Below are 22699 nucleotides of genomic sequence, written 5' to 3'. Positions count from 1 at the left end.
AGCAGGAGCTCAAACACTAGCCAATAAGCAGGAGTGCTATGAACTCTGATGGAACCAAAGACCGAAGTGAGGAAGCCTTCGTTGCAAAGCCGTGAGGTGGTCGTTGCGATCGCTATTGTAGCGTTGCAAGCCATTGCTGCAATCTTCTTCGTCGTGGATGGCGTTGATGATTTTATTCTCTCCGACGAAAATGGAACCACGACGTTCGAAGATGTCGTGGAATGCATTGTGGCAGTGATACTATTTGCTGGTGTGATTATAGGTGCTCGCCATACGCGCAGATTGATGGCCGAGGCTCGGAAGCGAGACGATGCGCTAGCTGTTGCAAGGGGGGCACTTGCTGATATTGCCAATCTGCGTTTTCAAGAGTGGCAATTGTCAGCGGGAGAAGCGGAAGTAGCTCTATTTGCTATAAAAGGATGCAGCGTATCCGAAATTGCAGAAATGCGTGATGTGGCTGCTGGCACAGTACGCTCGCAGCTCAGTCAGATTTATTTGAAAGCGGGAGTTACAAATCAGTCCATGTTGATCGCACTATTTATTGAAGAACTGCTCTAGTTACTTCATCAGTAGGGATGACTGCCTTTATCAAATATTGCCGCAATCAGGATTCGCAGGAATCCGAACCCACACCAAAAAATGAAAGAACAGCGTTCCAATCGCTTGTGATTTACTGGGCTGCTCTTGTGTCCGGTTTGGCAGTTAGGGTTACGGCTATTTATCTTGAGAAAGGAAAGATGGATGGCACGTAAGAGATATACGCCAAAGCAGGCATGGAAAAATCGAAAGATATTTATTCATGGTCAGATTCTTCCTTTCATTGAGAGTTAGTCCTTGAGCTCAGTGGCTTTTTTCTGGTTCAAGCCAGTTTGATCTTGTAATCTTCGAATATCAATTTTGGACCAGCCCGGAAGTAGCGATATGCATCAATACCACCGATCCTGTCCAACATTTGATCAACTGATTTCCTTTGAAGCTGATCCAGTTGCTCATAATGCGCTTGCGGGCGCTGGAGCATCCAAAGGCTAAAAGGTGATGCAGCGCGCTGTCCAGAAACGCCCTCGATAGTATAGTTGGCTATACCGACCAAACGCGGTATTTCCGCATCTGGGTTTTCGCTTGCCCAAGTCTCGAAAATTTCCGCCGTTTCCTGAAGCCAAGGCATTAGCTCTGCCATCAAGCGTTCAAGAATCGGTACTAGCGTAGCAGGAACTTCGTCATCGGGAAGAAATGAGCCAGGCGGGGCAGCCTTGGCATCCAACATTCTCTCCACCCATCTGACAACGCAAGGGGCAAGCCGATTCATGATTTTACCGGAAGCAGGATCACGGTATAAGTGCGCATAGAAAGCGCCAATCAACCCATAATCTCCGATTGATGGGCGAGATCCAAGCAGATAATCATAGGCGGAAAAATGCGCGTCAAGTTCAGCAAGCAGCGCCTCATAACTTTTCTCTATTGCCGGTATTGTTAGTTCGTTGATTCCAAGGATTGAACAAAATCCCTTGAACAATTCTCCACGCTTTTTTCCAAGCTCATATTGTTCTTCTGGGTTCGCATCAGGGGAAGCGGTTGCACCAAATTCGCGATAGGCCCAATGCTCATTATAGTGCCAACGATAGTGCATAGCAGGAATGGTCAGCCATTCGTCGCCGAACAGCTCGAGTAACAGTGCAACCATTAACTGGCGGGGACCTTCGGGAAAGACGGATGGGCCGCCGTTTTTCGATTCAAAATAATCAATTATACAACTGCTATCCTGAAGAATGTCGCCAGCTTCAGTCTTCACAATCGGTATAACGGATCGTCCTACGATAGGAACGATAATGTCCCGATGGATTTCGGCAGTTGCAAGGACTTCTTCATATTCGATCTTTTTCCAGTCCAGATAAGCCCGGACCTTGCCGGTATAGAAGGAAGTTTTGGATCCATAGAGGATGATTGTCATTTCAATGATCTCCTGCAACGAGCACCCGTTTCAAATGCGGTCGTCCGATGTCAGCAATATCTTGGTAGCAGCTGATCTCATGTTTTCTTTATAACGTCTAATGACATAAGTTTTTCTATTCATAAGTCTATGGATTGGCATGAGTTTGACAGGACACGATTCCACCCCGGGATAGGTTACTTATCCATTTGAACATTCTGTCAGCTTTCCGGTCTTGAACTACCTAGAGCAGGCTGTTCGCTATCGGCCCGATTTGAGCCGTTTCAAATCACGCATCTAAGATTAGCTTCTCTCTGCAACAACCCATTCTACGCTACCCTTCTACTACCCCCAAAGGAATGCCGCTCTGTCCGTAGAAAAGTGACATCGATTTTCCGGGCCGTTCTCGATCTATCTAGTTTCGACTGCACTGGGCGCAAGAAATGACATTAGTATATAGGCACAATCGATACCTCTGGATTCAAGGCAACAAACGCTAAGCAAAGCGCGATAAATCCGAAAAAGAAGGTGTGGAATTTGTTTCGCTTGAAGCCGCCTGTTAGAATTAACGTCGCCGTACCCCCGAAATTTGAAACCAGTCCCATTGCGATTACTCCAACCGGCAGGTCCCCTTGAGCAATTTGATAAATGCCCCCTGCATAGGCCACCAGCAAAGCGAGTATCCCCACCCCATAAAGGCGATAGAGCGTCGATGATTCAGATCTCATGCCCAACAACACATCAATTTTTCCCCTAGAGAAAAAGAGAAACGGAACTACTATTGTCAGCATTGTTACAGAGACCTTCAAAACCAGTATGAGCGTCAATGGAGTCATTTTCGATCCTTTGGATAGTATCTGATTGGTTGAAACGAAGATAAGACACTATAATTCTTACTCCGAGAAAGGAGCCTTGCGGATCAGATCGCTAACCGGGAGCCTTTTGTACGTTTTGGCGATTCTGGAATCGGGCTTTGCTGCCGCTTGACGTTCCAGCATCGCAATCAACAGCGACTTGGTACCTGCTCTTGGGTAAGCCCGAACGATTTTAGCAATTTTCGCCGGATCGATTGTATCAAGGCCGGCTCCAACAACATCCGCCAATGCGCCACGTGCAACCAAAGCATATTCATAGCGCGCGTGATTTAGTGTCGCTGGATTAGTATGCAAATCGATTGCCTGTTCTACGTCTCTAGAAATCGCATCAAAACCTTTCTCGATAAGGAAACTGCGTGCAGCGGCCGCTCCATTTGTTTCAAAATCACCCTGACCATCGAAAGGGTCTTCAAGGCCCAGATCATGCAGAAGTGAAGCAATATAGACGACCTCTTGATCAAATTTTCGACCCTCTCGCTCCGCAAATGCTGCAGCGAACAGATATGAACGTTTTGCATGTGCCACCATTACATCCCCGCTAAAGGCTTCGAGCAACGATTCTGCAGCCAAAGTCGCCTCGGTCCGAGGAATTTGGGCAGCGATTTCTGTTTGTATTGCAATCAGTGCTTCATCCTGCTTGGGAGAGGCTTGAATTGCATGGGCCGGAGTCAAAGCAATTACTATACTGACACCCAGCAATACGATCTGGTTTTTTTGGAAAAGCATAAGTTAGATCCTTTCAAAATTTCGACAAATTAGTTTGGTAAGTGGAGTTGACTGTCGAGGTAATCGAGTGCGGACAGAAAATTTGCGGTGTCGACATATCCAAAATGCCTCGAAGAATTGATCTTCCCCGTTGTTTTCGCTTTGGCGTCCGCTTCCAAGATTAACTTGGTATAGTTGTCGCTACTGAGCGTCCCGTTAGCCTTTTTGTTAATGAGGCTAGCGAGTGACTTTGCAAACCGATCAAAAAGCCCGAAAACGCCTCCGTTTGTTTCAATCATTCCATTGAAATAGATGTTCTCTGCGCTGGGATGGAATGCGCACATCTTCAGATCAGGACGCGTGCCACCTTGAAAATCCAGCAAGCCATCCGGCAGAAAATCAACACCTGCTCGGTATCCCGTTGCACATATAATCTCATCTACTTGATCAATTTCACCAGATTCAAATTGAACATTTTTACCCTCAAATTTCACAACATCGCCGCGTGCTTTGATGCGACCGTGACCCATATGTTGAAGAATTTCGTTGTTCATAATCGGATGGCTGGCTAACGGCGCATGATCCGGCTCAGGCAACCCAAACTGTTTTGGATTGCCCGCCACCATGGCAACAAATGCGCTAAAATCGGGAGGCGATATCCATTCTGGCATCTCTGCACCATCGGCGAAAAATGCATCAATCGGACGGCCCATTACAAATTTTGGCAGAAACCAATATCCTCGACGGACGCTCAAATATGCACTGTTTGCGACGCGAGCGGCATCACAGGCAATATCGACACCTGAATTTCCGGCCCCAATTATTAAGACGTTCTTGTCCCGAAACTCTTCTGGATCTTTGTAAGTCTGACTGTGGCGGATTGATCCAGAAAATTTTCCTTCAATCTTGGGCATAACGGCTTCCCACAATGTTCCGCTACATACTACTATGGCATCAAAATCTTCATCGAAGTCGGTCCCTTCAACACGCCACCCGCCGCCTTCAATTTGTGTGCAGCGGTCAACTCTGCAGTTAAATCGGGTTAAAGAAATAAGGCCTTCGGTTTCGGCAAAAGTTTTCAGATATGAGTGTACTTGGGCATGGCTTGGATATTCGGGTGTATCATCCGCAAACGGATGACCCGCAAAGTGAGAAGTCCATCTTCCTTTTGACGAGATAAAATGCGCAGAATTGTACATTGGCGTCCCGAAGGCATCGATATCCCAAATGCCGCCAACCTTGTCATTGCGCTCAAACACGCACACATCATGGCCCTCGTCTCTCAACGCACGCGCCGTTGCAAGACCTGCTGGTCCTGCACCAATGACCCCAACTCGTATCTTCTTCATCAATCCATCCTAAGTCCTAATTTACGACTCAGGTATAAATGACTTATCTGAGTTTCAATGTCAAACTCAGATTTCAATTCCCTGAAGCGGCGGACGCCCGTCGACATTGACGATCGGGGAATGGCGGCTGCAGCTGATCTCATCGAAGATCGCTCGATGCTCTTCATCTTGTGATGCTTTCTATGGCGTTACGCGTTACGACGACATCCATGCCGATATTGGCATTCCACGCCCTGCTCTGACTGAGCGCTTGCAGAGATTGGTAGCAAACGGAGTCATGGCTAAGCATCACTACCGCGAGGAAAAAAATTGGGAACGCCTTGCCTGCGTTTTGACACCTCGTGGTCGCGAACTCGGCACCATCGTGCTTGCGGTGTTATAAGTGAGGAAACTGCGACCTCTCATCCGGTCAGCAACACGAACCGGTTGAACGCGAGACCGGTAGCAACGAACATGACGGCCTCATAATCGCCTGTGGTACAGAGGTCGCGGCCGCTGACATAGAGATACATGTACATCCTGAGCGGTGAGCGGGATCCGTGAACTAAGGTAATCTATTCTCGGGAACGATCATCGTTGGGCCTGATGCCGAAGTCCGCTTTTCTAACACATTCAACCAAAGTCAACATTTCAATTCGCTGCAAAAAGACGCTGAGCCTTTCTGAAGGCTTCTTCTTTCCGTACCAGCTCATTCAATCAGCTTTTTAGAATTGACTGAACTCTATAAATAGCTTCGGCTAGCTGGCCTGATCTTGTTGCAGGTTCAGTCGGCATCATCGCCGAGATGGGGCTGCTCGCAAATCTCGGCGATGAATGTAGCTGTCAGACGCTTTTACACTGATCCCATATCCCGTCCGGTCAGTGAACGAAGCATGACCTGCGGTGCAAGCAGCGCCGTGAGCAAAGCAAACGCGATACCTGCAAACACACCACCAAGAATTGCCGCGACACCCTCAACCTGGAAAGCAAAAAGGGTCAAGGCTCCGCCTGCATTCGACACCAGGCCCATCAGAAGAATGCCGCTTGGTAGCTCCCCTCTTTGCGCGGCCGGAATAGCCGAGGCGTATCCTACCAGAATCGCAGATATGCCAACCCCATAAAGCTTGTAGAGCAAGGGCATCGGTTCGGTACCGAGCATGTCAGCGACCCGATCCGCCGGTAAAATGAGGAAGGGCAGCACAAGTGTCCCCAGCGAGAAGATAATCTTAAAAACGAGCAAAAGAGTTAATCGTGACATAGTTTTGCCTTTCTATACAAATTAGGTGATGCTTTGGAGGTGCTGGTAACCCGCCGCCCTAGCAAAGTGAGGTAAACTCCATAGTTGACCGTTTATTCCCCACGTGGCGTCGGGAACATCAAGCATCATGCAAGACACCATTAGCTTATTGACATCTTCGCCGAAGCTGGCTCGCACAACATCAGCAATGTCACTGGCCAGACCCTCACGACGTGATTGATCAAGCACGCCCTCAGGAGGGTAAATCTGCACTACAACAGGAATTACCGCTGGTTGAGCTTGCTTGCCGCCAGCATATATACGGCCTGGTTCCAATTCATCGACCATGACCCATATCAGTGCACGTTTTTCTGGAGTGTCTGGAATGCCCTCTGCCTTACGCGCTGCTTCGGTAATTCCAGCAACGACATCATCAAGTTGGGATGGAGACAATGAGCCTTTTGGTATCTTCACGATTATGTTGGGCAATTGATACTTCCTTTCTACGTTTCATGCTGCCGCCTTTGCAGCTTCCATATGATCAAAGGCGGCCATCAGCTTGCCGAAATCCACATAGCCTACGCGCCGGCTTGTTCGCAGTTTTCCTGAGGTTTGTGAGAGTTTGTCAGCGGCAAGGATCAATTTCCCAATGCGCATGATCGCTGGCTCGTTTCGAACGTTCGTTAATCACTTTAGCCATAATTCCACTATCTCTTCCTGAGTCTTTATTTGCGACTCAGGAAGAGATAGTATATCTGAGTATCTATGTCAAACTCAGATATTGATTCCATGAAACGCAGAGCGCCTGTGAGTGTCGATGATTGCGGGATGGCTGTCGCTGCCAATTTGGTCGGAGACCGCTGGATGTTGCTCATATTGCGGGAAGCCTTCTATGGCGTAACACGCTATGACGACATTCGCGAGGACTTAGGGATTTCGCGTTCAGTCCTCACTGATCGACTACAAAAATTGGTGGCCATAGGAGTAATGAAGAGACAACTCTATCAAGAACACAATGATCGAAAACGCTTGGCCTATGTACTGACCGCCCGTGGGCGCGAGCTAGGCATTGTGATGCTCGCGCTGCTTCAATGGGGAAACCGCTCTCTTCCACCAGGCAGGCGCCATGACATTGTCGAACGCTCAACCGGACGGCCGGTGCAGTTGGAAATTGTCAACGGTGATGGGGCGAGAATCAACAGTGATGATATTGAGATTGGGCTAACGTCGGACAATTGACAAGTGCTCCGGGTTCGCCTGACAACACTCTGAGAGAGCCTATCGATCCCCTCGGCAGGTCTATCTTACATAGCAAAAGCTTGCATCCCTTCTTTGATCGCCGGGCGACTTTCAATTCTGTTCAACCACGTCGACAACGCAACGCTCTCGGTTACCGCTGAAAACCCCATATCGAAAGCCGGCTTTAGCCAGGGATAATGCATGATGTCAGCAATCGAGTATTCGCCTGCAAGATAGTGATTGCCGCCCTCTAACAGCCGCTCCAGCACTCCCATTAAACGAATGGCTTCTTGCAGAAACTTGTCGCGCATTGCCGGCACCCGTGCATCTGCATCAGCGGACAATTGTGCGTTGAGATGGCCAAGAGCTGGTCCGATATTTGCGGCCTGGAAGAACACATATTGTAGCACCTCAAATCGAACATGTCCGCTCAATGGCAGTAATCGTCCAGCCGTATCATAGGTCTCGCAAAGATACTGCAATATTGCACCGGACTCCCATATGCTAGCTCCGGTTGCAGAATCTTCGATCATTGGTACACGGCCGTTTGGCGATTGTCGCAGAAACGGCGCCTTACTCTGCTCGCCCCGTTCTAGGTCAATCAACTTGATCTCATACTCCAACCCCAACTCCGAGAGAAGAATAGCGACCTTTTGTACATTCGGTGACACAGCACCAAAAAGAGTGATCATTTCTATAGAACCTCCAGAATTCTAACGCGCTTTGACAGCGCTTCAATCGCTGCCGACAATCTTACATTCTCGGTCAGCACTTCTATTTCCACGCCCTTAAAGAATTGAGAGAAACGGCTTGGAGTAGATTGTTTGCTTGATTTACGTTCCAGACTCATGCGGCCTTCACCAAATGAGTCAGGTGTTGAAACCCGGCAATCGCCGCAATTTGCGGCAAACGCCAAATTGCACCGCTTCCACCGCAGTGATCACCCGGGACGTCCAGCATGATACAAGAAATCTGAACTTGGTCTGCAACGGGACCGATCACAGATCGAATGTCTCGATCAATGCGTTCTGCTTGTTGCGTTTGACGCTGGATATCCAGCGCGCCTTCAGGTTGGAAGAGCATCACAACGATGGGGAGAACATTCGGGTAAACAGGCTTGCCGTCTATATACAAGTGCTGAGCGTCGATATCTTCAACAAACAACCAGCTTGGCAGATGGTTTTTGGGGTCATCAAGATTACCTTCCGCAGCGTTTGCGGCATCGGTAATTTTACTGGCCATTTGATCGATTTGCTGTTTTGAAAAACAGTCACGTGGCAGCTTTAGAATTATGTTTGACATTCCAGCCCCCTAGTCTTCAAATGGTGACCGTCTGATCAAGTCGCTCACCGGCACTTGTGAGTAGGTTTGACCGATGCGAGAATCGGGTTTGAACCTGGCTTGGCGTTCAAGCATCGCAATCAACAATTCTTTGGTCCCAGCTCGTGGATATCGACTTACGATCTCGGAAACCTTTTCAGGAGGAAGCTGATCCAGCCCCGCACCAACCACATCGGCCAGCGCACCTCTGGCAACGAGTGCATATTCATATCTTTGATGTTGTGCCGTGGCGGGGTCAGTATGTAAATTAATTGCATTTTTGACATCGTCGGCGAGTTCAATGCGCCCTACTTGCGACAACATATCATAGGCCCCTTGAGCACCATTTTGCTCAAAATCCCCGCCTTTGTCATATGGATCTTCAAGCCCGAGATCGTGCAAGAGTAAGGCAATGTATACGAGTTCTTCATCGAATGTAGATTGTTCTTTCTCTGCAAATGCCTTGGCAAAAAGATAGGAGCGCTTCACATGCCCGACCATGACCTCACCGCTATATGAATTCAGCAAATCTTCGGCGAGCTGAGTCGCAGGCGTGCTTGGAAACTGCACTTCTTTAGCTACTTCCCGATCTAACGGGAGAGCGTAAGAATTTGCGCATCCAACCAAGCCTAGTGCGGCGATGGCCGAAAAAAGAACAGCCTTGGATTGCGATCGCGTCATTTTCTATTCCTTTCAATTTGATTTGGTGTCACGCTTTCGGGTGCAACTGCGATTGAAAATTCATCATGGCTTTGACCAAGAGCGCTGTATCTACATATCCGACATGTCTCGCAGATTGGATTTTGCCTGGTGTTTTGGAAATCGCGTCAGCCTCTGTCACCATACGCGACAATTCCGCGTCACTCAGGCGACCCTCGGCGCGGGCGGCGATTATCGACGCAAGCAAGTTTGCGAGTTTCGAAAACAATCCAAATACCCCGCCATTGGTTTCGATCATACCGTTGAAATAGAGGTTCGCGGCGCTCGGGTGAAAAGCTGTCATCAGCAAATCAGGACGAGTACCGCCATTCATCTCGACCAGGTTATCGGCGAGGAAAGGCAAGTCTGTCTGATACCCTGTCGCACAAATAATCTCATCAATTTGGTCGACTTCACCTGATTCGAAGAGAACCTTGCGACCGTCCAATTTTTCGATCTCGCCACGTGGTGAGATTCGCCCATGACCAAAATGGTGCAAAATCTCGGAATTCATAATCGGGTGACTCGCCAAAGGCGCATGGTCCGGACGCGGCAATCCGAACTTACTTGGATCGCCAGCGACGAGCTCGAGCAATTTAGGAAAATCGAGCCCTGCCATCCATTCCGGCTTGTCTTCGTCGCTTGCGAAAAACTCGCTCAGTGGCTGTCCCATGACAAATTTTGGAAAGAACCAATAGCCCCTGCGCATACTCAAATATGTGCTCTTTGCAGTACGCGCGGCATCACAAGCAATATCTACACCGGAATTGCCGCACCCGACGATTAGGACATTTTTGCCTTCGAACTCAGAAGGATCCTTGTAAGTTTGTGCGTGTCGCACCGAGCCGTCAAACTCGCCGGGAAAATGCGGTGTGACGGGCGTCCAAAGGGTGCCGCTGCATACAATCACAACATCTGCTTCAAAAGTTCTGCTTGATGCTTCGATTTGCCAGCGGTTCTGGCCGATCGGTGAAATATTAGTGACCTGCGTATCGAACTCGATATACTTATATAGATTTTCAGCTTCGGCGAATGATTTCAGATAGTTAAATACTTGTAAATTGCTTGGGTAATGCGGCGTACCGGGTGGGAATGGGAACCCTTCGAAGTGCGACGTCCATAGACCGATCGACGCTATGAAATGCGCCGAATTATACATTGGCGAATTTTCTGCTGCGGGATTCCATATCCCTCCCACATCGTTGTTTTTCTCAAAGACGCTGACAGTGAACCCCGCGTCCAGCATGGCCTTTGCTGTCGCTAGCCCGGCTGGGCCAGCGCCGATGATGACGACGTGAGGGTTTGATTGACTGGTTTTCATTACATCTCTACCTAGCTGATACCGTATTTTGAATTCAGCCTCATATGCGCTACCTGATACCGAATGTCAAACTCAACCTCAAAAAATTCTGTCCGCCGACGCGCCGCTGTTCCAAAAGAATTGTGTCCGATGGCCCAATCCGCCGAACTTTTAGGCGACAAGTGGACCATGCTAATTTTGCGCGAAGCATTTTACGGAGTTCGGCGATATGATGATATGCGCGCTGATTTGGGCGCACCGCGATCGATGCTTACCGACCGATTAGCCAAGTTGGTGGCACACGGGCTCATGGAGAAGCGGCCATATCAGGAGCCAGGGAGCCGGGCTCGCAACGCCTACGTTCTCACTCCCATGGGCAATGACTTGGCGCTGACGCTCTTGGCACTCTCTCAATGGGGCGAGAAATACGCGCTTGAAGAAGAAACACCTATCCAGATCAGGGACAAAGAAACTGGAAAACTGCTGAAGGTGGCTTTGGTTGATGAGAGCGGCAACGAGATTGCTCTTAGTAGAGCCACGATTGTTCCTACCCCCCGTTCATGACGGCATATACTATTTTTAGCAGAGCAGTACGCCATTCAACTGAATGGTTCACTTTCACCGGTAACTACCAGTATGAAAAATCAGCAAGGTTTGGACCTAATGTAGAATGCCTACTCTTGAACGATTTGTCCGTGGTCAGGGCCTTTGGCACTAGAACACTTCAAGACCGATCAACAACGGTTGAAAAGGACTGTGCTGCAGGATGTCTGCCACGCTGCCAAGAGTGTCCGGAAAGGAGCGCGTGCCCAATACGATCTTGGGAAGGAGACCAAGAAAGACATAGCTGAACGAAATAGCATCAGTGAAAGACAGCCAGTACTTTTGCAGCATATGGCATTTTCATCGCAACATATCGGCAAGTACGTGGACGAGGCTGAGAAACACAACAGCTCCAAGCGGCAGTCCATCAAAGTGATGCCATTCATTGTTAGCCCTTAAAAGCGCCAAAATTGCGCAGAGTTTACTGGTACAGCCAAAATACAGACGTGCGCTATGTGTTCAAATACCGAGCATGAAACAGCAAATGATCTTCCATAAAGCTAGCGATAAAATAGTAGCTATGATCATAACCCTCGCGGCGATTAAGTTCTAAGGTATAACCGCTGGCTAACGCTGCTTCTTCAAGGGCTTCAGGTTTCAGTTGCTCTTTCAAAAACTCATCAGTTCCGCCTTGATCGACGAGCATAGGTGTAAAGTCGGTCGCACCATCCATCAATAGAACCGCATCATATTCGGCCCACTTGGCGGTGTCGTCGCCAAGATATGCTGTGAATGCCTTTTGACCCCAAGGACAGTTTGTTGGATTGCTGATGGGGCTAAAAGCTGAGACAGATTTGAAATGATCGGGATTACGCAGGGAGAGAACCAATGCGCCATGACCGCCCATCGAGTGACCAAAGATTGATCGTTTGTCACTGACTGGGAAAGTCGCTTCGATTAACTGGGGCAGTTCATCCAACAGATAATCGTACATATGGTAGTGACGGTTCCAGGGAGCCTGCGTCGCATTGACGTAAAAGCCAGCTCCTTGGCCAAGCTCATACCCATCATCATCAGGGACATCTGAGCCGCGCGGGCTGGTGTCCGGTGCGACAATTGCAATACCAAGCTCGGCGGCGATGCGCTGTGCGCCAGCCTTCTGCATGAAGTTCTCATCGGTACAGGTCAGGCCTGAAAGCCAATATAGTACAGGCACCTTTTGATCGTTTGCAGTTCGGGGAGGCAAATAAATCGCAAATTTCATGTCGCAGTTCAGCACGTTCGAGCGGTGTATATAATGCTTTGTCCAGCCACCAAAACTCTTGTGAGCCCTCGTATTCTCCAGTTTCATCCCACATCTTTCTTTGGCTCATATGATCGCGCCGCGATTGGCGCAATCGCAACGTTTGTTTACTTATCGAAGTGAATGACCGTTCGAATGCTCTTGCCTTCGTGCATTAGGTCGAACGCCTCGTTAATGTCTTCAAGTCCCATCGTATGGGTAATAAAATCATCGAGCTTGAATTCACCTTGAAGATAGCGCTCAACGTAATCCGGCAATTCCGAGCGACCTTTGACACCGCCAAAAGCTGAGCCGCGCCACACACGCCCGGTTACGAGTTGGAACGGGCGTGTTGAGATTTCCTGGCCTGCTCCGGCAACGCCGATCACGACTGATTCACCCCAGCCTTTGTGACAGCATTCCAGTGCCGAGCGCATGACATTGACGTTGCCAATACATTCAAACGAATAATCAACGCCGCCATCGGTTAGCTCAACGATGACATCTTGGATCGGTTGATCATGGTCTTTGGGGTTGATGCAATCGGTCGCACCCAGTTTTCGCGCTAGATCAAATTTGCTTTCGTTAATATCGATCACGATGATCCGGCCAGCCTTTGCCATCGCCGCACCAATCACAGCCGAAAGGCCAATGCCGCCCATTCCAAAGATCGCAACAATCGATCCTTCTTCAACCTTGGCGGTGTTCGTCACAGCGCCCATGCCGGTAGTTACGCCGCAACCGAGCAAACATACTTCTTCCAATGGTGCCTTGGGGTTGACCTTAGCTAGTGAGATTTCAGGAAGCACTGTGTATTCGGAAAATGTCGAGCAACCCATATAGTGGAAGATTGGCTTACCGTCCTTATAGAATCGGCTGGTGCCGTCGGGCATCAAGCCATTGCCTTGGGTCTCGCGAATTTTCTGGCAAAGATTGGTTTTGCCAGACGTGCAAAACTTACATGTCCCACATTCAGGGGTGTAAAGAGGGATTACGTGATCGCCAACAGCAACGCTGGTTACACTCTCACCAATGGATTCGACAATTCCTCCACCTTCATGACCGAGCACCGCAGGGAAAATACCTTCCGGGTCATCGCCAGACAATGTGAAGGCGTCGGTATGACAAACACCCGTGGCGATTATTCGTATTCGAACCTCTCCTTTTTTTGGTGGCATTACATCAATCTCTTCAATTGAGAGCGGTTGGTTGGCTGCCCAAGCAACGGCAGCTTTGGATTTTATAATTTCGGCCATGAGGTCTCGCTTTGTTTTTGGTTGTAAAAAAACTCCACGTGTAAGGTGGTGATAGTTTGAATTTACACCATTCCTATGATAATATAATCGTATTGTTAAGCAATTTACTATTACAGTATAGTAACAATGGAGAAATCCCAATGTTCGACTGGGAAGGTATCTCGGAGTTTGTGGGCGTCGCGGAAGCGAAGAGTTTTACGGGCGCTGCAAAGCGATTGGGAATTTCCACAGCTCAAGTTAGCCGTCAGATCGGCGCGCTGGAAAACCGGCTAGCAGTGAAGTTGTTTTATCGTACCACTCGGAAGGTTTCGATCACGGAAACCGGCCGAATATACTATAATCACTGTCGGCAGGTGCTTGATGGATTACTGGAAGCTGAACGCGCGATCACTGACCTGCACCAAACTCCAAAAGGCATATTGAATCTGACTGCCCCCATCACATTTGGTGAAACCAGAATTGCACCATTGGTGAATGACTTTGTCGCCCGCTATCCGGAGCTTCGAGTGAATCTGACTCTGACCAATCAATTGCTTGATCTGGTAGCTGAAAGCTATGACCTTGCAATCCGCCTGGGTCAGTTGGAAGACAGCACGATGATGGCCAAGAGGCTATCGTATCGCACCTATTACGCCTGTGCCGCTCCTTCCTATCTTGCGATACATGGTGCGCCCCATGCACTGTCCGAATTAGAACAGCATAATTGTCTGCGAGGTACCTTTGACTATTGGCGATTTGAAGAAAACGGAAAATCTCGCCACATCCCCATTACCGGGAATATCCGATGCAATAGCGGAGCATCATTGGTTGATGCAGCGCTAAAGGGGATCGGGATCATTCAACTCCCAGACTATTATGTCAAAGCCGAATTGGAGTCTGGTCGGTTGGTAGCAATTCTTGATAATTTCCGTACATCAGATGACGGTATCTGGGCCATTTATCCGCATAATCGACAACTATCGCCCAAGGTTCGCTTGTTGATAGAGTATCTGAACCGAAACTTGCCGAAAAATGATCTTAAAAGCTACGATTAAAGTAGTCGGTTGTCCTTGCTTTCAGGCCGGTCTACGTTCAACAAATCTGAGCAGCCTGACGAACTGGCTGACTGGCGACCATCGTCATTGTATTTGATGAGACCTGGTGCCAGGCTTTAGGAATTTCTTTACCGCATTCAGCATAGTAATTTTTGACTTCGCCGGAAAATATTTCCAATTTAGCCCATTTCACCGCGTCTAAAATCGTATCGGCGATGTGATCTTGCGCCCTACTATTGCACATCCTCCGCCATAAGAAATCCAACTCTTAAAGACTTGCGGAGTCTTATATTTCAAAATTTAAAGGGAGTTTGCAGGTATTATCACAACCACCAGTTGTATCTATTCATTTCGAAGATATCTCAATCATTTACGTCTAGAACGTATTTCGGTGGCTAGTTGGAACCTTTCGATTTCTCCAAAGTTCATGTAATGAATATCGTGAGCACCAGCCACTTCAAGTGTAAACCAATAAAAATCTGTTGGAATACCCATTTCCTTGTAATAATTTAGATAGGGTTGGTGATCTGGGTGGTTTTTGGGAAAACCTTTCCCTTCTATCATCTCGCCTTTCCAATTTGTACCGCCCCAAGAATGGACGCCAATTTTCGCATCTTCAAAAGCAACTCGTTCTACTCCAGCAGCAAATAGATCAGTTCCACCTGATGCGACCGAGCCACCCTGCGGAATGTAGGTGTTAATGCTATGCTGACGAACTATTCTAGCTCCTTCTAGATTTGCTCTATCATCTATGCTTCCTGGGACATTAGTTAAGATCAGCCACTCAATGCCCGATGAGTGATTAAGTATTTGCTCGAGTTTCCATGGAAACCTTGAGCTAATGGTCCCTTCTATAAATAGATACTTGCCATTTCCTCGAAGTCTATACCGCATATACTCATCATCATTTTCGACTAGTTCAATTGGAGTAATCAAACTATCGATCTGAGTGAGTTGCTCTTCTTTTTCAGAGAAGGCATCTACTGAAACGTCGTCCATTTCAATGATGTCATTGTCTATGACAACGTTGCACCCTGCAAGGGCCGAAACGATGTACAAAGCTATCGCAATCTGCGTCAGGAAATTTTTCATGATGAACCATTCAAATCGTTTATCTTAAGGTTATGAATACAAGGCTATTGCACAAGTGGTGCGTTCGGGTTGATATCTCCCGGTACATATGAAGAGCAAAGAAAGCCACTACGTCCGAACATTGCTGACGAGCCGCAAGGCAATGTTACGCCCCTGCATTGATCTGGAGAACGAGATACGCGGGTTGCTCAAGGTGTTTGGCATCCGTTTCCCATCTGCGCTGGCCCATCACAGCTTTGACGAAGCAGTACAGCCGATGATGCTCTGGTCTTTGCGCTTCTGCAGATGCTGGATGCGCAGCAGGTGTTACTTGCCAGCTATCAGGAACTTGATCGGCGTGTGAAGCTGCTCACTTCCCAAGACCCGGCCTGTATACTGTTGGTGACAGCGCCCGGTGTTGGAGCGGTGACAGCCTTGAACTTCAAGGCAGCCATTGATGATCCATCGCGATTTACCTCGCTACGGCTTGTCGGAGCGCACTTCGGTCTAACACCCGGGCGCTTCCAGTTAGGCGATAGTGATAACCACCGACGTATATTCAAAGCTGGTGATGCAGATGTCCGCTCGGCGCTCTACTCAGCAGCAAATTTGCTGCTGAGTAGAGCAAGCGCCATGTCCCCGCTCAAGACACGGGGCATGCATTTGGTTAAAACCAAAGGACGGCGTGCAACCGTGGCCGTTGCTAGAAAGTTAGCCGTCATCCTCCACCGCATCTGGATGTTGGTATGGGGATGATGCCGTTTATGTCCGCTGCGCCAACAAAGCGTGTCCGAAAGCAAAGCACTCCGATAACCAATCTTATACATGCATGCAGCTATCTTCATAGACTGCGCAAAGAAGCGTGACCCAGATGATAACCAGTAACCAAACAGGGAATTTGATAAAAACCAATTAGAGAAGCGAACTTTAGCTGTCAGTTGGAGAGGCGTCTGTTGACGTAGCCGGAAACAATCATAAATACTCCCGCAACAGCGAACACAACGCTTGTCGAACGGTCCGGTCGCACGGACAAATCGCAGCTGATCGGTCGCCTCCCGTCTGAAATACTCGGCAAACAGTTGGGCAGCAGCTACGAGAAGCAGGACCGATCGGTTGTGCGAACAGGCCAATCCATCGTGCAACGGCTGGAAATGCACGTTTATCCGAACCGGACAGTTGGCTGGTGCTTGACCGCAAAGCAACCGACTTTCGACGATCAACACAACATCATTGGCGTCGTCGGTATTTCGAAAGATCTACAATCTCCCAATGTATCGCGCAGTGAATTTGACGATGTGGCAGGTGCAATTGACTGGGTGCTGACCAACTTTCCCGCCCCCCCCTTCGGTTATACAGATGGCAGAGAGAACCGGCATGTCGCAGTTCAAATTGAACCGGCGTTTTCAGCAAATCTACGGACTGAATGTGGGACAATGGATCATCAAGCAGCGCGTAGATCGAGCGCAAAGACTGCTCCGTGAAACTGACCTTCCAATCGCCGAAATTGCTCTCGAAGCTGGATATAGCGATCAAAGCTCTTTCACGCGCCAGTTCAGACAGGCGACAAATCTAACGCCTAAGAAGTTTCGAATGATTGCCGTATGATTGTAGTTGGGTCGTTTGCCGAACGGCAGCTTTGATAGGGGGCCACTCGAAAGAAGACAGTCAGCAATCGGCTCAAATTCGGAAACTAACGATCGTGCATCAAATCGAGCGCATCAAGTTGGACGTTGATCTCGTCGAGCAGCGAACGCAGTTCAATGACCAAGCCGCTGACATCGCGATTACCGACGCTGGCCGCTTGCCCTTTCACTGCGATTTGATGTGCATCTTCAAGTCTTGCGGTGACCAGCGCAAATAGTCCGGTTCGCACTTTGATCGGATCAATTTCGTCATCATCAGCCATGCTCCTACTCATGCTCGACTCTTTTCGAAAGTCCACATGCAGCTTTTCTAACTGCTCGAATAAACGACTGGACTTCGGTGTTTATTCGAGCATTGCTGTTGGTGTTGCGCGAACGCCGTGACACGCCGCCCGCTCTATTGAGCGATCTGCGGCCCCGCGTCAGTGGAAGCGCTGGATAGTCCAGCGCCAAGCTGGAGACCCAAAATGGCACCATCAAAACCACAAACCAAATCCGCAAAAGTCATTGCCCTGCTCAATCGCGGCAAAGGCGCAAGCATTGATGAGATTTGCAAAGCAACGAAGTGGAAGCCGCACAGTGTTCGTGCATTCCTGACTGGCCTTCGCAAAAAGGGATTTGTCCTCGCACGCGAACAACGGGCCGATGACGGGACCACCTACCAGATTACACAAGCGCCCGATCATGATACGCAGCGGGCAGCATTATGACCGGACTCGAGCAGCAGTTGGCTGAACTCATAACTATGCCCCCTGCCCGACTGCGTTCCATGTGGCGAGATACCTTTCGATCTTCTGCACCCGATATCGGACCCGACCTACTCCGACGCGGAATCGCTAATCGATTGCAAGAGCGCGTTCATGGCCGGCTCTCTGGTGTAACCAAACGAGAAATTGCACGATTGCAAAATCGTATCGAACGAACGGGTAAAGCTGATCCCGCACACGGCATATCTTTGAAGAACGGTACGAGGCTAGTGCGATCATGGAATGATAAAAGCTATCATGTGCTGGTTTGCGATGATGGCTTTGAGTTTGAAGGCCGGCGTTATGCAAGTCTCAGTCATATTGCGCGCGAGATAACGGGCGCGCATTGGTCAGGGCCACGCTTCTTTGGATTGAAAAAGCGAAGCGGCTACAAACCGAAAGTACCAGCCGATGTCCGAAGCTAAAAAAACTCGAAAGCGCTGCGCCATCTACACGCGCAAATCGACCGAAGATGGTCTGGAGCAGGACTTTAACAGTCTCGATGCGCAGCGCGAGGCATGTGCGGCCTATATACTGAGCCAGGCCAGCGAAGGTTGGGAAGCTGTTCCTGAACTCTATGACGATGGCGGTTGGTCTGGCGGCAATATGGACCGCCCTGCCCTCTCCCAGTTGTTGGATGATGTGAAAGCAGGAAAAGTCGATATCATTGTCGTTTACAAAGTAGATCGACTGACACGCAGTCTTGCCGACTTTGCCAAGATCGTTGAAATACTGGACGAACATGAAGCCAGCTTTGTCAGCGTCACCCAATCGTTCAACACGACCACCAGTATGGGTCGATTGACCTTGAATGTGCTTCTGTCTTTCGCGCAATTTGAACGCGAAGTCACCGGCGAGCGGATCCGGGACAAAGTTGCTGCGTCAAAGAAGAAGGGCATGTGGATGGGTGGTGGCGTACCTTTTGGATATGATGTTGTGGATCGCCAGCTGGTGATCAATCAGTCCGAAGCAAAAACGGTCCGTCATATGTTTGAGCGATATGCTCAGATCAAATCAGTACCTCAGTTGGTCGATGAACTGGCCGCCGAAGGCATCAAAACCCGTGAACGAAAGTGGAAAACCGGAAAGAAAGTCGGTGGCATATTCTTCAAGACGGGCACTCTGACGCATCTTCTTCAGAATCCGGTCTATATCGGCAAAATGAGGCACAAGGACAAAATCTATGATGGAGTCCACCTGCCTGTCATCACCCAAGAGCTGTTTGATCGCGTCCAGTCGATTTTTCGCACTAATCGCAAGGACAACGCATTAGGGAAACAAAGCCGCAATCCAAGTTTATTGACCGGTATGATTACAGACCCAGATGGGAAACCCATGACACCGGCTCATGCAACCAAGGGATCAAAACGGTATCGCTATTATGTCACACGCGCTCAACCGGGAGACAAATCAACCAAATGGCGAATGCCTGCGGGGGAAGTCGAACATCTGGTTATCAATGCAATCTCAAAGCAACTCAGGACATGTCGCTTCTCCAAGGTCGATGGCGCACAAGAATTAGAAACTCAGATAGATCGAGATCGCCAAACCTCAATCGATCTTCCCGCAATGTCTATCAGCGATCAACGGAGATTGTTGCTTGATTGGAGAGCTCGTGTTGCGGCAAAAAAGGGGGCAATCGAAATTGAGTTTACACCTCCCAATCAGGAGCAATCAATCAAGCTGTCAATCAAAGCAAAAATGGTCAGCAGAGGCTCAGAGGTAAGATTGGCAATTGCACCGGACGATGGACCAATCAAGCGCGAACCAGATCCTGTTCTGCTAAGACTGATTGCTCATGCATTTGCCGCCCAGGACCTTTTGGTTCGAGGAATACCCTCCCCGATGGTCAATCACTACAAGCAGCGGCATTTGCAGCAGCTTGTCAGGTTAAGCTTCATGGCCCCCGATATTATCTCTGCGATAGTCGATGGAACACAGCCACCTGATCTCACCGGACGCAAGATCATGCGCATCAACAAAATTCCACTAGACTGGGCCGATCAACGTAAAATGTTTGGGTTCACTTCAGCTTAAAAACTCCCGAAATCTAAATGTGCATCTGGACTCCAATATTTGGGCCATCGAGACACTTAGCTATTTTGCCTCAATATCGCGGCTGCCAAATGGTCTCTCGCGACAAACCTCAAGCCTCGCTACCTGCTAACTAACCGAAAAATAGGGATAAATCCCTCATACTGCGCGCCGTGCGCGAAACTTTGAAATCTTGGGAAAAAAGTGGTGCCCGAAGGCGGATTCGAACCACCGACACAGCGATTTTCAGTCGCTTGCTCTACCAACTGAGCTATTCGGGCAACGGGCGGGATGTTGTTCCCGCCGAATTGGAAGCGTCGCTATAGTCGGGGCTTGCATGGCTTGTCCACCCCAAAAATGGCGGTTTTATTGCACTGGTTCAGGACTCTCCATCACGGCCTGATTCTCCCGCAAAATGATCGGCCAGTTGATCGGGTGAAACCGGCGGTCCGGGGACTTTATACCCCTCGCCCAGCCATTGGAGCAAATCGCGATCTTTGCAGCCTGCACTACAGAACGGCGCGAAATCCACCGACTTCGGCTTGCGGCATACCGGGCATTTTGATTGTTTTACTCCAGCCACTGCCTATCCTTGACCGACCAGGTTCGGAAACACCGCGAAGACAAAAATCAGCAGCACGCCGATCGGAGCCAACCACGCCACCAGGAAACGATAGATTCCGAACAGGGAACCTTCCAGTCCTGTTTCCGCCTCAACCAGCTTCTTGTCCGCACGCCAGCCGATGAATACGGCCGTCAGAAAGGCCGTCGTCGGCAGCAGTATTTTGGAAACAAAGTCATCAATCGTATCGAAAATATTCTTTTCTTCGAACATCGGCCAGAAACCAAGCAACCGGACATCGCTCCAGACATTGAGAGACAGTGCACAGGCCACCCCGATAAGGAATACAAATCCGCCAAATAGCCAAGCCGTGGCAGCGCGGCTCCATTCAAATCTGCGCATTGCCCAGGCGACCACGCCTTCCAGCAAGGAAATCGAACTGGTCAGGGCAGCAAAAAAAATCAGGACGAAGAATAACAACCCAACCAACGAACCGGCTGGCATGGTGTGAAAAGCAATTGGTAGTGACTGGAAAACCAGTGTCGGTCCTGCGGCAGCATCCAAGCCCACTGCAAAGACAATCGGGAAGATCATCAAGCCCGCGAGCAGGGCAACGCCGGTATCTGCAAAGGCAATCATACCAGCGGTGGGGGCCAGCCTGGTTTCCTTGGATACATAGCCGCCATAAGTAATCAGCGCAGCAGACGCGACACTCATCGAGAACAGGGCTTGTCCGAGCGCATCGTTAATAACGGAGGGCGTCAATTTGCTGAAATCCGGGGTGAACAGAAAGGCCAGGGCCTTTGCAAATTCACCGGTAAAGGCACCATAAAGCGTAATCAGCACCAACAGAACGAAAAATGTCGGCATCAGATAAGTCGCCGCTTTTTCAATTCCATCCGTGACGCCACGTGCAACGATCCAGATCGTCAATATCATGAACAGAGTGTGCATACCCAGCAGCAGCGGGATATTGCCGAAAAGGTCGGTCATTCTGCCAGGTATGGACTCTGGGTTTTCAGATGCGAGCGCGCCGGCAAACGGGTCGCCGGAAAAGAGCGCGCCCAGAAAATCGCCGCCCATCACCCCGACATAGTAAAGCACCCAGCCCGCTACGACGCTGTAAAAAGTCAGGATCAGAAAAGCGCTGAGTATTCCAATACCACCGAACACGCCCCAGTTTTTGCTGACATTCGAATCTTCCGCGACTTTGACCACACTATGAAAGGCATCGCTACGTCCATGGCGACCGATCAATATCTCGGAAAGCACCATCGGCAGGCCGATCAAAACAATGCATCCGATGTAGACGAGCACAAACGCACCCCCGCCATTTTCCCCCGCCAGGGTAGGAAACCGCCAGATATTGCCAAGGCCGACTGCTGCACCGACCGCCGCGAGCACAAAGGCCCATCTCGACGACCAGCCTTCTCCACCCGGTGCTGCTGATCCTGCCATATCCGAAACTCCCCTAAATACTCTGTGCGCTGTTTAAGCGACTTGGTTTCTCTTGTGTCTAGCGTCTCATCAACATCGGGCCAAGTGGTTTTCCGGCGAATATATGCACATGGAGATGTGGCACTTCCTGATGCCCGTCATGTCCGATATTGGCGAGCAACCGATAACCGGGCTCAACCATCCCGGCTACCCGAGCGACATGACCGACACCGCGGACAAAGCCTGCGATTTCCGCCTCGCTGGCCTTTGCTGAAAAATCATCCCAACTGACATATTTGCCCTTTGGAATTACCAATATGTGATGCGGCGCCTGTGGATTGATATCGTGAAAGGCGAGAACATGGTCATCCTCATAAACCGTCTTGTTAGGTATTTCCCCGCGCAGGATCTTGGCGAAAATATTGTCATCATCATAAGGCTCGGTTGCATCAATCGCCATG

Annotated in this window: 29 protein-coding genes, 1 tRNA gene and 1 pseudogene; 11 read left to right on the top strand and 20 right to left on the bottom strand. The window is 49.4% G+C overall.

What is annotated here, in order from left to right; genetic code table 11:
• The first annotated feature begins 48 nt into the window (after positions 1–48).
• Complete coding sequence (locus DK507_RS06220) at positions 49–558, top strand: LuxR C-terminal-related transcriptional regulator (RefSeq protein WP_109355492.1); 510 nt, start codon at positions 49–51, stop codon at positions 556–558.
• Positions 559–859: 301 nt separating this feature from the next.
• Here the strand turns inward: DK507_RS06220 and DK507_RS06215 are convergent, their stop codons facing one another.
• From DK507_RS06215 to DK507_RS06200, 4 genes are all read right to left on the bottom strand, one after another.
• Positions 860–1948, bottom strand: coding sequence for a glutathione S-transferase family protein (locus tag DK507_RS06215; RefSeq protein WP_109355491.1), 1089 nt, complete (start codon positions 1946–1948; stop codon positions 860–862).
• 428 nt (positions 1949–2376) lie between these two features.
• A complete protein-coding gene (locus DK507_RS06210) occupies positions 2377–2763 on the bottom strand; it encodes a hypothetical protein (protein ID WP_109355490.1) in 387 nt (128 codons plus the stop codon).
• 57 nt (positions 2764–2820) lie between these two features.
• Positions 2821–3528 (bottom strand): HD domain-containing protein, encoded by a 708-nt coding sequence (locus tag DK507_RS06205; RefSeq protein WP_109355489.1) that lies wholly within the window; start codon positions 3526–3528, stop codon positions 2821–2823.
• 29 nt (positions 3529–3557) lie between these two features.
• Positions 3558–4856 carry an NAD(P)/FAD-dependent oxidoreductase gene (locus tag DK507_RS06200; RefSeq protein WP_109355488.1) on the bottom strand — a complete coding sequence of 433 codons (1299 nt, stop codon included), beginning with the start codon at positions 4854–4856 and terminating at the stop codon, positions 3558–3560.
• 106 nt (positions 4857–4962) lie between these two features.
• Between DK507_RS06200 and DK507_RS06195 the strand changes: the two genes are divergently transcribed.
• Positions 4963–5238: a helix-turn-helix domain-containing protein gene (locus tag DK507_RS06195; RefSeq protein WP_109355487.1), complete on the top strand. Its 276-nt coding sequence runs from the start codon at positions 4963–4965 to the stop codon at positions 5236–5238.
• Positions 5239–5688: 450 nt separating this feature from the next.
• On the opposite strand, the gene DK507_RS06190 is transcribed toward DK507_RS06195, so the two are convergent.
• The 3 genes from DK507_RS06190 to DK507_RS17815 are packed head-to-tail and all read right to left on the bottom strand — an operon-like array spanning position 5689 to position 6729.
• On the bottom strand, positions 5689–6093 hold the full coding sequence (locus DK507_RS06190; RefSeq protein ID WP_109355486.1) for a hypothetical protein: 405 nt from the start codon (positions 6091–6093) through the stop codon (positions 5689–5691).
• A gap of 21 nt (positions 6094–6114) precedes the next feature.
• A complete protein-coding gene (locus DK507_RS06185; protein WP_109355485.1) occupies positions 6115–6561 on the bottom strand; it encodes a tautomerase family protein in 447 nt (148 codons plus the stop codon).
• Between the two features lie 21 nt (positions 6562–6582).
• Complete coding sequence (locus tag DK507_RS17815; protein WP_162558921.1) at positions 6583–6729, bottom strand: hypothetical protein; 147 nt, start codon at positions 6727–6729, stop codon at positions 6583–6585.
• Positions 6730–6861: 132 nt separating this feature from the next.
• Between DK507_RS17815 and DK507_RS06180 the strand changes: the two genes are divergently transcribed.
• On the top strand, positions 6862–7311 hold the full coding sequence (locus tag DK507_RS06180) for a helix-turn-helix domain-containing protein (protein WP_216822342.1): 450 nt from the start codon (positions 6862–6864) through the stop codon (positions 7309–7311).
• Between the two features lie 65 nt (positions 7312–7376).
• On the opposite strand, the gene DK507_RS06175 is transcribed toward DK507_RS06180, so the two are convergent.
• The 4 genes from DK507_RS06175 to DK507_RS06160 form a co-directional block, all read right to left on the bottom strand.
• A complete protein-coding gene (locus DK507_RS06175; protein ID WP_109355484.1) occupies positions 7377–8003 on the bottom strand; it encodes a glutathione S-transferase family protein in 627 nt (208 codons plus the stop codon).
• Between the two features lie 154 nt (positions 8004–8157).
• Positions 8158–8553, bottom strand: coding sequence for a hypothetical protein (locus tag DK507_RS06170; protein ID WP_162558920.1), 396 nt, complete (start codon positions 8551–8553; stop codon positions 8158–8160).
• A 69-nt stretch (positions 8554–8622) separates the two neighbouring features.
• On the bottom strand, positions 8623–9312 hold the full coding sequence (locus tag DK507_RS06165) for an HD domain-containing protein (RefSeq protein ID WP_109355482.1): 690 nt from the start codon (positions 9310–9312) through the stop codon (positions 8623–8625).
• A 28-nt stretch (positions 9313–9340) separates the two neighbouring features.
• Positions 9341–10651 carry an NAD(P)/FAD-dependent oxidoreductase gene (locus DK507_RS06160; protein WP_109355481.1) on the bottom strand — a complete coding sequence of 437 codons (1311 nt, stop codon included), beginning with the start codon at positions 10649–10651 and terminating at the stop codon, positions 9341–9343.
• A 63-nt stretch (positions 10652–10714) separates the two neighbouring features.
• On the opposite strand from DK507_RS06160, the gene DK507_RS06155 reads away from it, so the two are divergent.
• On the top strand, positions 10715–11194 hold the full coding sequence (locus tag DK507_RS06155; protein ID WP_367889547.1) for a winged helix-turn-helix transcriptional regulator: 480 nt from the start codon (positions 10715–10717) through the stop codon (positions 11192–11194).
• A gap of 150 nt (positions 11195–11344) precedes the next feature.
• On the opposite strand, the gene DK507_RS17810 is transcribed toward DK507_RS06155, so the two are convergent.
• The 3 genes from DK507_RS17810 to DK507_RS06140 form a co-directional block, all read right to left on the bottom strand.
• Entirely contained in the window at positions 11345–11524 is a 180-nt protein-coding gene (locus tag DK507_RS17810; RefSeq protein ID WP_162558919.1) for a hypothetical protein, read from the bottom strand.
• Positions 11525–11684: 160 nt separating this feature from the next.
• Positions 11685–12524: an S-formylglutathione hydrolase gene (fghA, locus tag DK507_RS06145; RefSeq protein WP_109355478.1), complete on the bottom strand. Its 840-nt coding sequence runs from the start codon at positions 12522–12524 to the stop codon at positions 11685–11687.
• 59 nt (positions 12525–12583) lie between these two features.
• The gene (locus DK507_RS06140) at positions 12584–13702 is read right to left on the bottom strand and encodes an S-(hydroxymethyl)glutathione dehydrogenase/class III alcohol dehydrogenase (RefSeq protein ID WP_367889550.1); all 1119 of its coding nucleotides are present in this window, start codon (positions 13700–13702) and stop codon (positions 12584–12586) included.
• A gap of 149 nt (positions 13703–13851) precedes the next feature.
• On the opposite strand from DK507_RS06140, the gene DK507_RS06135 reads away from it, so the two are divergent.
• Complete coding sequence (locus DK507_RS06135; protein ID WP_109355476.1) at positions 13852–14745, top strand: LysR substrate-binding domain-containing protein; 894 nt, start codon at positions 13852–13854, stop codon at positions 14743–14745.
• A gap of 366 nt (positions 14746–15111) precedes the next feature.
• Here DK507_RS06135 and DK507_RS06125 read toward each other — a convergent pair whose 3' ends face one another.
• Complete coding sequence (locus tag DK507_RS06125; protein ID WP_109355474.1) at positions 15112–15837, bottom strand: alpha/beta hydrolase; 726 nt, start codon at positions 15835–15837, stop codon at positions 15112–15114.
• Between the two features lie 285 nt (positions 15838–16122).
• Here DK507_RS06125 and DK507_RS06120 point away from each other — a divergent pair, with 285 nt between their 5' ends.
• The 3 genes and pseudogenes from DK507_RS06120 to DK507_RS06110 all read left to right on the top strand — a co-directional run bounded on the left by DK507_RS06120 (position 16123) and on the right by DK507_RS06110 (position 17421).
• Positions 16123–16572: a transposase gene (locus DK507_RS06120; protein ID WP_109355473.1), complete on the top strand. Its 450-nt coding sequence runs from the start codon at positions 16123–16125 to the stop codon at positions 16570–16572.
• A gap of 215 nt (positions 16573–16787) precedes the next feature.
• Positions 16788–17066, top strand: a pseudogene (locus tag DK507_RS18210) (PAS domain-containing protein); the annotation flags it as partial.
• A 106-nt stretch (positions 17067–17172) separates the two neighbouring features.
• A complete protein-coding gene (locus DK507_RS06110) occupies positions 17173–17421 on the top strand; it encodes a helix-turn-helix transcriptional regulator (protein WP_109355471.1) in 249 nt (82 codons plus the stop codon).
• Between the two features lie 85 nt (positions 17422–17506).
• Here the strand turns inward: DK507_RS06110 and DK507_RS06105 are convergent, their stop codons facing one another.
• Positions 17507–17722 carry a hypothetical protein gene (locus DK507_RS06105; protein ID WP_109355470.1) on the bottom strand — a complete coding sequence of 72 codons (216 nt, stop codon included), beginning with the start codon at positions 17720–17722 and terminating at the stop codon, positions 17507–17509.
• A 204-nt stretch (positions 17723–17926) separates the two neighbouring features.
• Between DK507_RS06105 and DK507_RS06100 the strand changes: the two genes are divergently transcribed.
• Genes DK507_RS06100 through DK507_RS06090 form a run of 3 tightly spaced genes read left to right on the top strand, consistent with a single transcriptional unit; the run spans position 17927 to position 20242 of the window.
• A complete protein-coding gene (locus DK507_RS06100) occupies positions 17927–18169 on the top strand; it encodes a DUF3489 domain-containing protein (protein WP_109355469.1) in 243 nt (80 codons plus the stop codon).
• Entirely contained in the window at positions 18166–18630 is a 465-nt protein-coding gene (locus DK507_RS06095; protein ID WP_109355468.1) for a DUF2924 domain-containing protein, read from the top strand. Before DK507_RS06100 ends, DK507_RS06095 begins: the two co-directional genes overlap by 4 nt.
• A complete protein-coding gene (locus DK507_RS06090; protein WP_109355467.1) occupies positions 18617–20242 on the top strand; it encodes a recombinase family protein in 1626 nt (541 codons plus the stop codon). The genes DK507_RS06095 and DK507_RS06090 overlap by 14 nt, the downstream gene beginning before the upstream one ends.
• Before the next feature lie 202 nt (positions 20243–20444).
• Here DK507_RS06090 and DK507_RS06085 read toward each other — a convergent pair.
• From DK507_RS06085 to DK507_RS06070, 4 genes are all read right to left on the bottom strand, one after another.
• Positions 20445–20520: transfer RNA gene (locus DK507_RS06085), tRNA-Phe, on the bottom strand.
• Positions 20521–20618: 98 nt separating this feature from the next.
• Positions 20619–20822 carry a DNA gyrase inhibitor YacG gene (locus DK507_RS06080; protein ID WP_109355466.1) on the bottom strand — a complete coding sequence of 68 codons (204 nt, stop codon included), beginning with the start codon at positions 20820–20822 and terminating at the stop codon, positions 20619–20621.
• Positions 20823–20825: 3 nt separating this feature from the next.
• Positions 20826–22259 (bottom strand): sodium-dependent transporter, encoded by a 1434-nt coding sequence (locus DK507_RS06075; RefSeq protein ID WP_109355465.1) that lies wholly within the window; start codon positions 22257–22259, stop codon positions 20826–20828.
• Between the two features lie 58 nt (positions 22260–22317).
• Positions 22318–22698: a histidine triad nucleotide-binding protein gene (locus DK507_RS06070; RefSeq protein ID WP_109355464.1), complete on the bottom strand. Its 381-nt coding sequence runs from the start codon at positions 22696–22698 to the stop codon at positions 22318–22320.
• Position 22699: the final 1 nt, after the last annotated feature.

The organism is Sphingorhabdus sp. EL138, from assembly GCF_900258045.1.
Classification (GTDB): Bacteria; Pseudomonadota; Alphaproteobacteria; order Sphingomonadales; family Sphingomonadaceae; genus Parasphingorhabdus.
This window is presented reverse-complemented; position numbering and strand designations above follow the sequence as displayed.

Excerpts from the sequence above, each read along its gene's own strand:
- DK507_RS06220 (WP_109355492.1), top strand. The coding sequence starts at position 49 with ATGGAACCAAAGACCGAAGTGAGGAAGCCTTCGTTGCAAAGCCGTGAG.
- DK507_RS06215 (WP_109355491.1), bottom strand. The coding sequence starts at position 1,948 with ATGACAATCATCCTCTATGGATCCAAAACTTCCTTCTATACCGGCAAG.
- DK507_RS06210 (WP_109355490.1), bottom strand. The coding sequence starts at position 2,763 with ATGACTCCATTGACGCTCATACTGGTTTTGAAGGTCTCTGTAACAATG.
- DK507_RS06205 (WP_109355489.1), bottom strand. The coding sequence starts at position 3,528 with ATGCTTTTCCAAAAAAACCAGATCGTATTGCTGGGTGTCAGTATAGTA.
- DK507_RS06200 (WP_109355488.1), bottom strand. The coding sequence starts at position 4,856 with ATGAAGAAGATACGAGTTGGGGTCATTGGTGCAGGACCAGCAGGTCTT.
- DK507_RS06190 (WP_109355486.1), bottom strand. The coding sequence starts at position 6,093 with ATGTCACGATTAACTCTTTTGCTCGTTTTTAAGATTATCTTCTCGCTG.
- DK507_RS17815 (WP_162558921.1), bottom strand. The coding sequence starts at position 6,729 with ATGCGCATTGGGAAATTGATCCTTGCCGCTGACAAACTCTCACAAACC.
- DK507_RS06180 (WP_216822342.1), top strand. The coding sequence starts at position 6,862 with ATGAAACGCAGAGCGCCTGTGAGTGTCGATGATTGCGGGATGGCTGTC.
- DK507_RS06175 (WP_109355484.1), bottom strand. The coding sequence starts at position 8,003 with ATGATCACTCTTTTTGGTGCTGTGTCACCGAATGTACAAAAGGTCGCT.
- DK507_RS06170 (WP_162558920.1), bottom strand. The coding sequence starts at position 8,553 with ATGGCCAGTAAAATTACCGATGCCGCAAACGCTGCGGAAGGTAATCTT.
- DK507_RS06165 (WP_109355482.1), bottom strand. The coding sequence starts at position 9,312 with ATGACGCGATCGCAATCCAAGGCTGTTCTTTTTTCGGCCATCGCCGCA.
- DK507_RS06160 (WP_109355481.1), bottom strand. The coding sequence starts at position 10,651 with ATGAAAACCAGTCAATCAAACCCTCACGTCGTCATCATCGGCGCTGGC.
- DK507_RS06155 (WP_367889547.1), top strand. The coding sequence starts at position 10,715 with ATGTCAAACTCAACCTCAAAAAATTCTGTCCGCCGACGCGCCGCTGTT.
- DK507_RS17810 (WP_162558919.1), bottom strand. The coding sequence starts at position 11,524 with ATGCTGCAAAAGTACTGGCTGTCTTTCACTGATGCTATTTCGTTCAGC.
- fghA (WP_109355478.1), bottom strand. The coding sequence starts at position 12,524 with ATGAAACTGGAGAATACGAGGGCTCACAAGAGTTTTGGTGGCTGGACA.
- DK507_RS06135 (WP_109355476.1), top strand. The coding sequence starts at position 13,852 with ATGTTCGACTGGGAAGGTATCTCGGAGTTTGTGGGCGTCGCGGAAGCG.
- DK507_RS06125 (WP_109355474.1), bottom strand. The coding sequence starts at position 15,837 with ATGAAAAATTTCCTGACGCAGATTGCGATAGCTTTGTACATCGTTTCG.
- DK507_RS06120 (WP_109355473.1), top strand. The coding sequence starts at position 16,123 with ATGCTGGATGCGCAGCAGGTGTTACTTGCCAGCTATCAGGAACTTGAT.
- DK507_RS06110 (WP_109355471.1), top strand. The coding sequence starts at position 17,173 with ATGGCAGAGAGAACCGGCATGTCGCAGTTCAAATTGAACCGGCGTTTT.
- DK507_RS06105 (WP_109355470.1), bottom strand. The coding sequence starts at position 17,722 with ATGGCTGATGATGACGAAATTGATCCGATCAAAGTGCGAACCGGACTA.
- DK507_RS06100 (WP_109355469.1), top strand. The coding sequence starts at position 17,927 with ATGGCACCATCAAAACCACAAACCAAATCCGCAAAAGTCATTGCCCTG.
- DK507_RS06095 (WP_109355468.1), top strand. The coding sequence starts at position 18,166 with ATGACCGGACTCGAGCAGCAGTTGGCTGAACTCATAACTATGCCCCCT.
- DK507_RS06090 (WP_109355467.1), top strand. The coding sequence starts at position 18,617 with ATGTCCGAAGCTAAAAAAACTCGAAAGCGCTGCGCCATCTACACGCGC.
- DK507_RS06075 (WP_109355465.1), bottom strand. The coding sequence starts at position 22,259 with ATGGCAGGATCAGCAGCACCGGGTGGAGAAGGCTGGTCGTCGAGATGG.
- DK507_RS06070 (WP_109355464.1), bottom strand. The coding sequence starts at position 22,698 with ATGGCGATTGATGCAACCGAGCCTTATGATGATGACAATATTTTCGCC.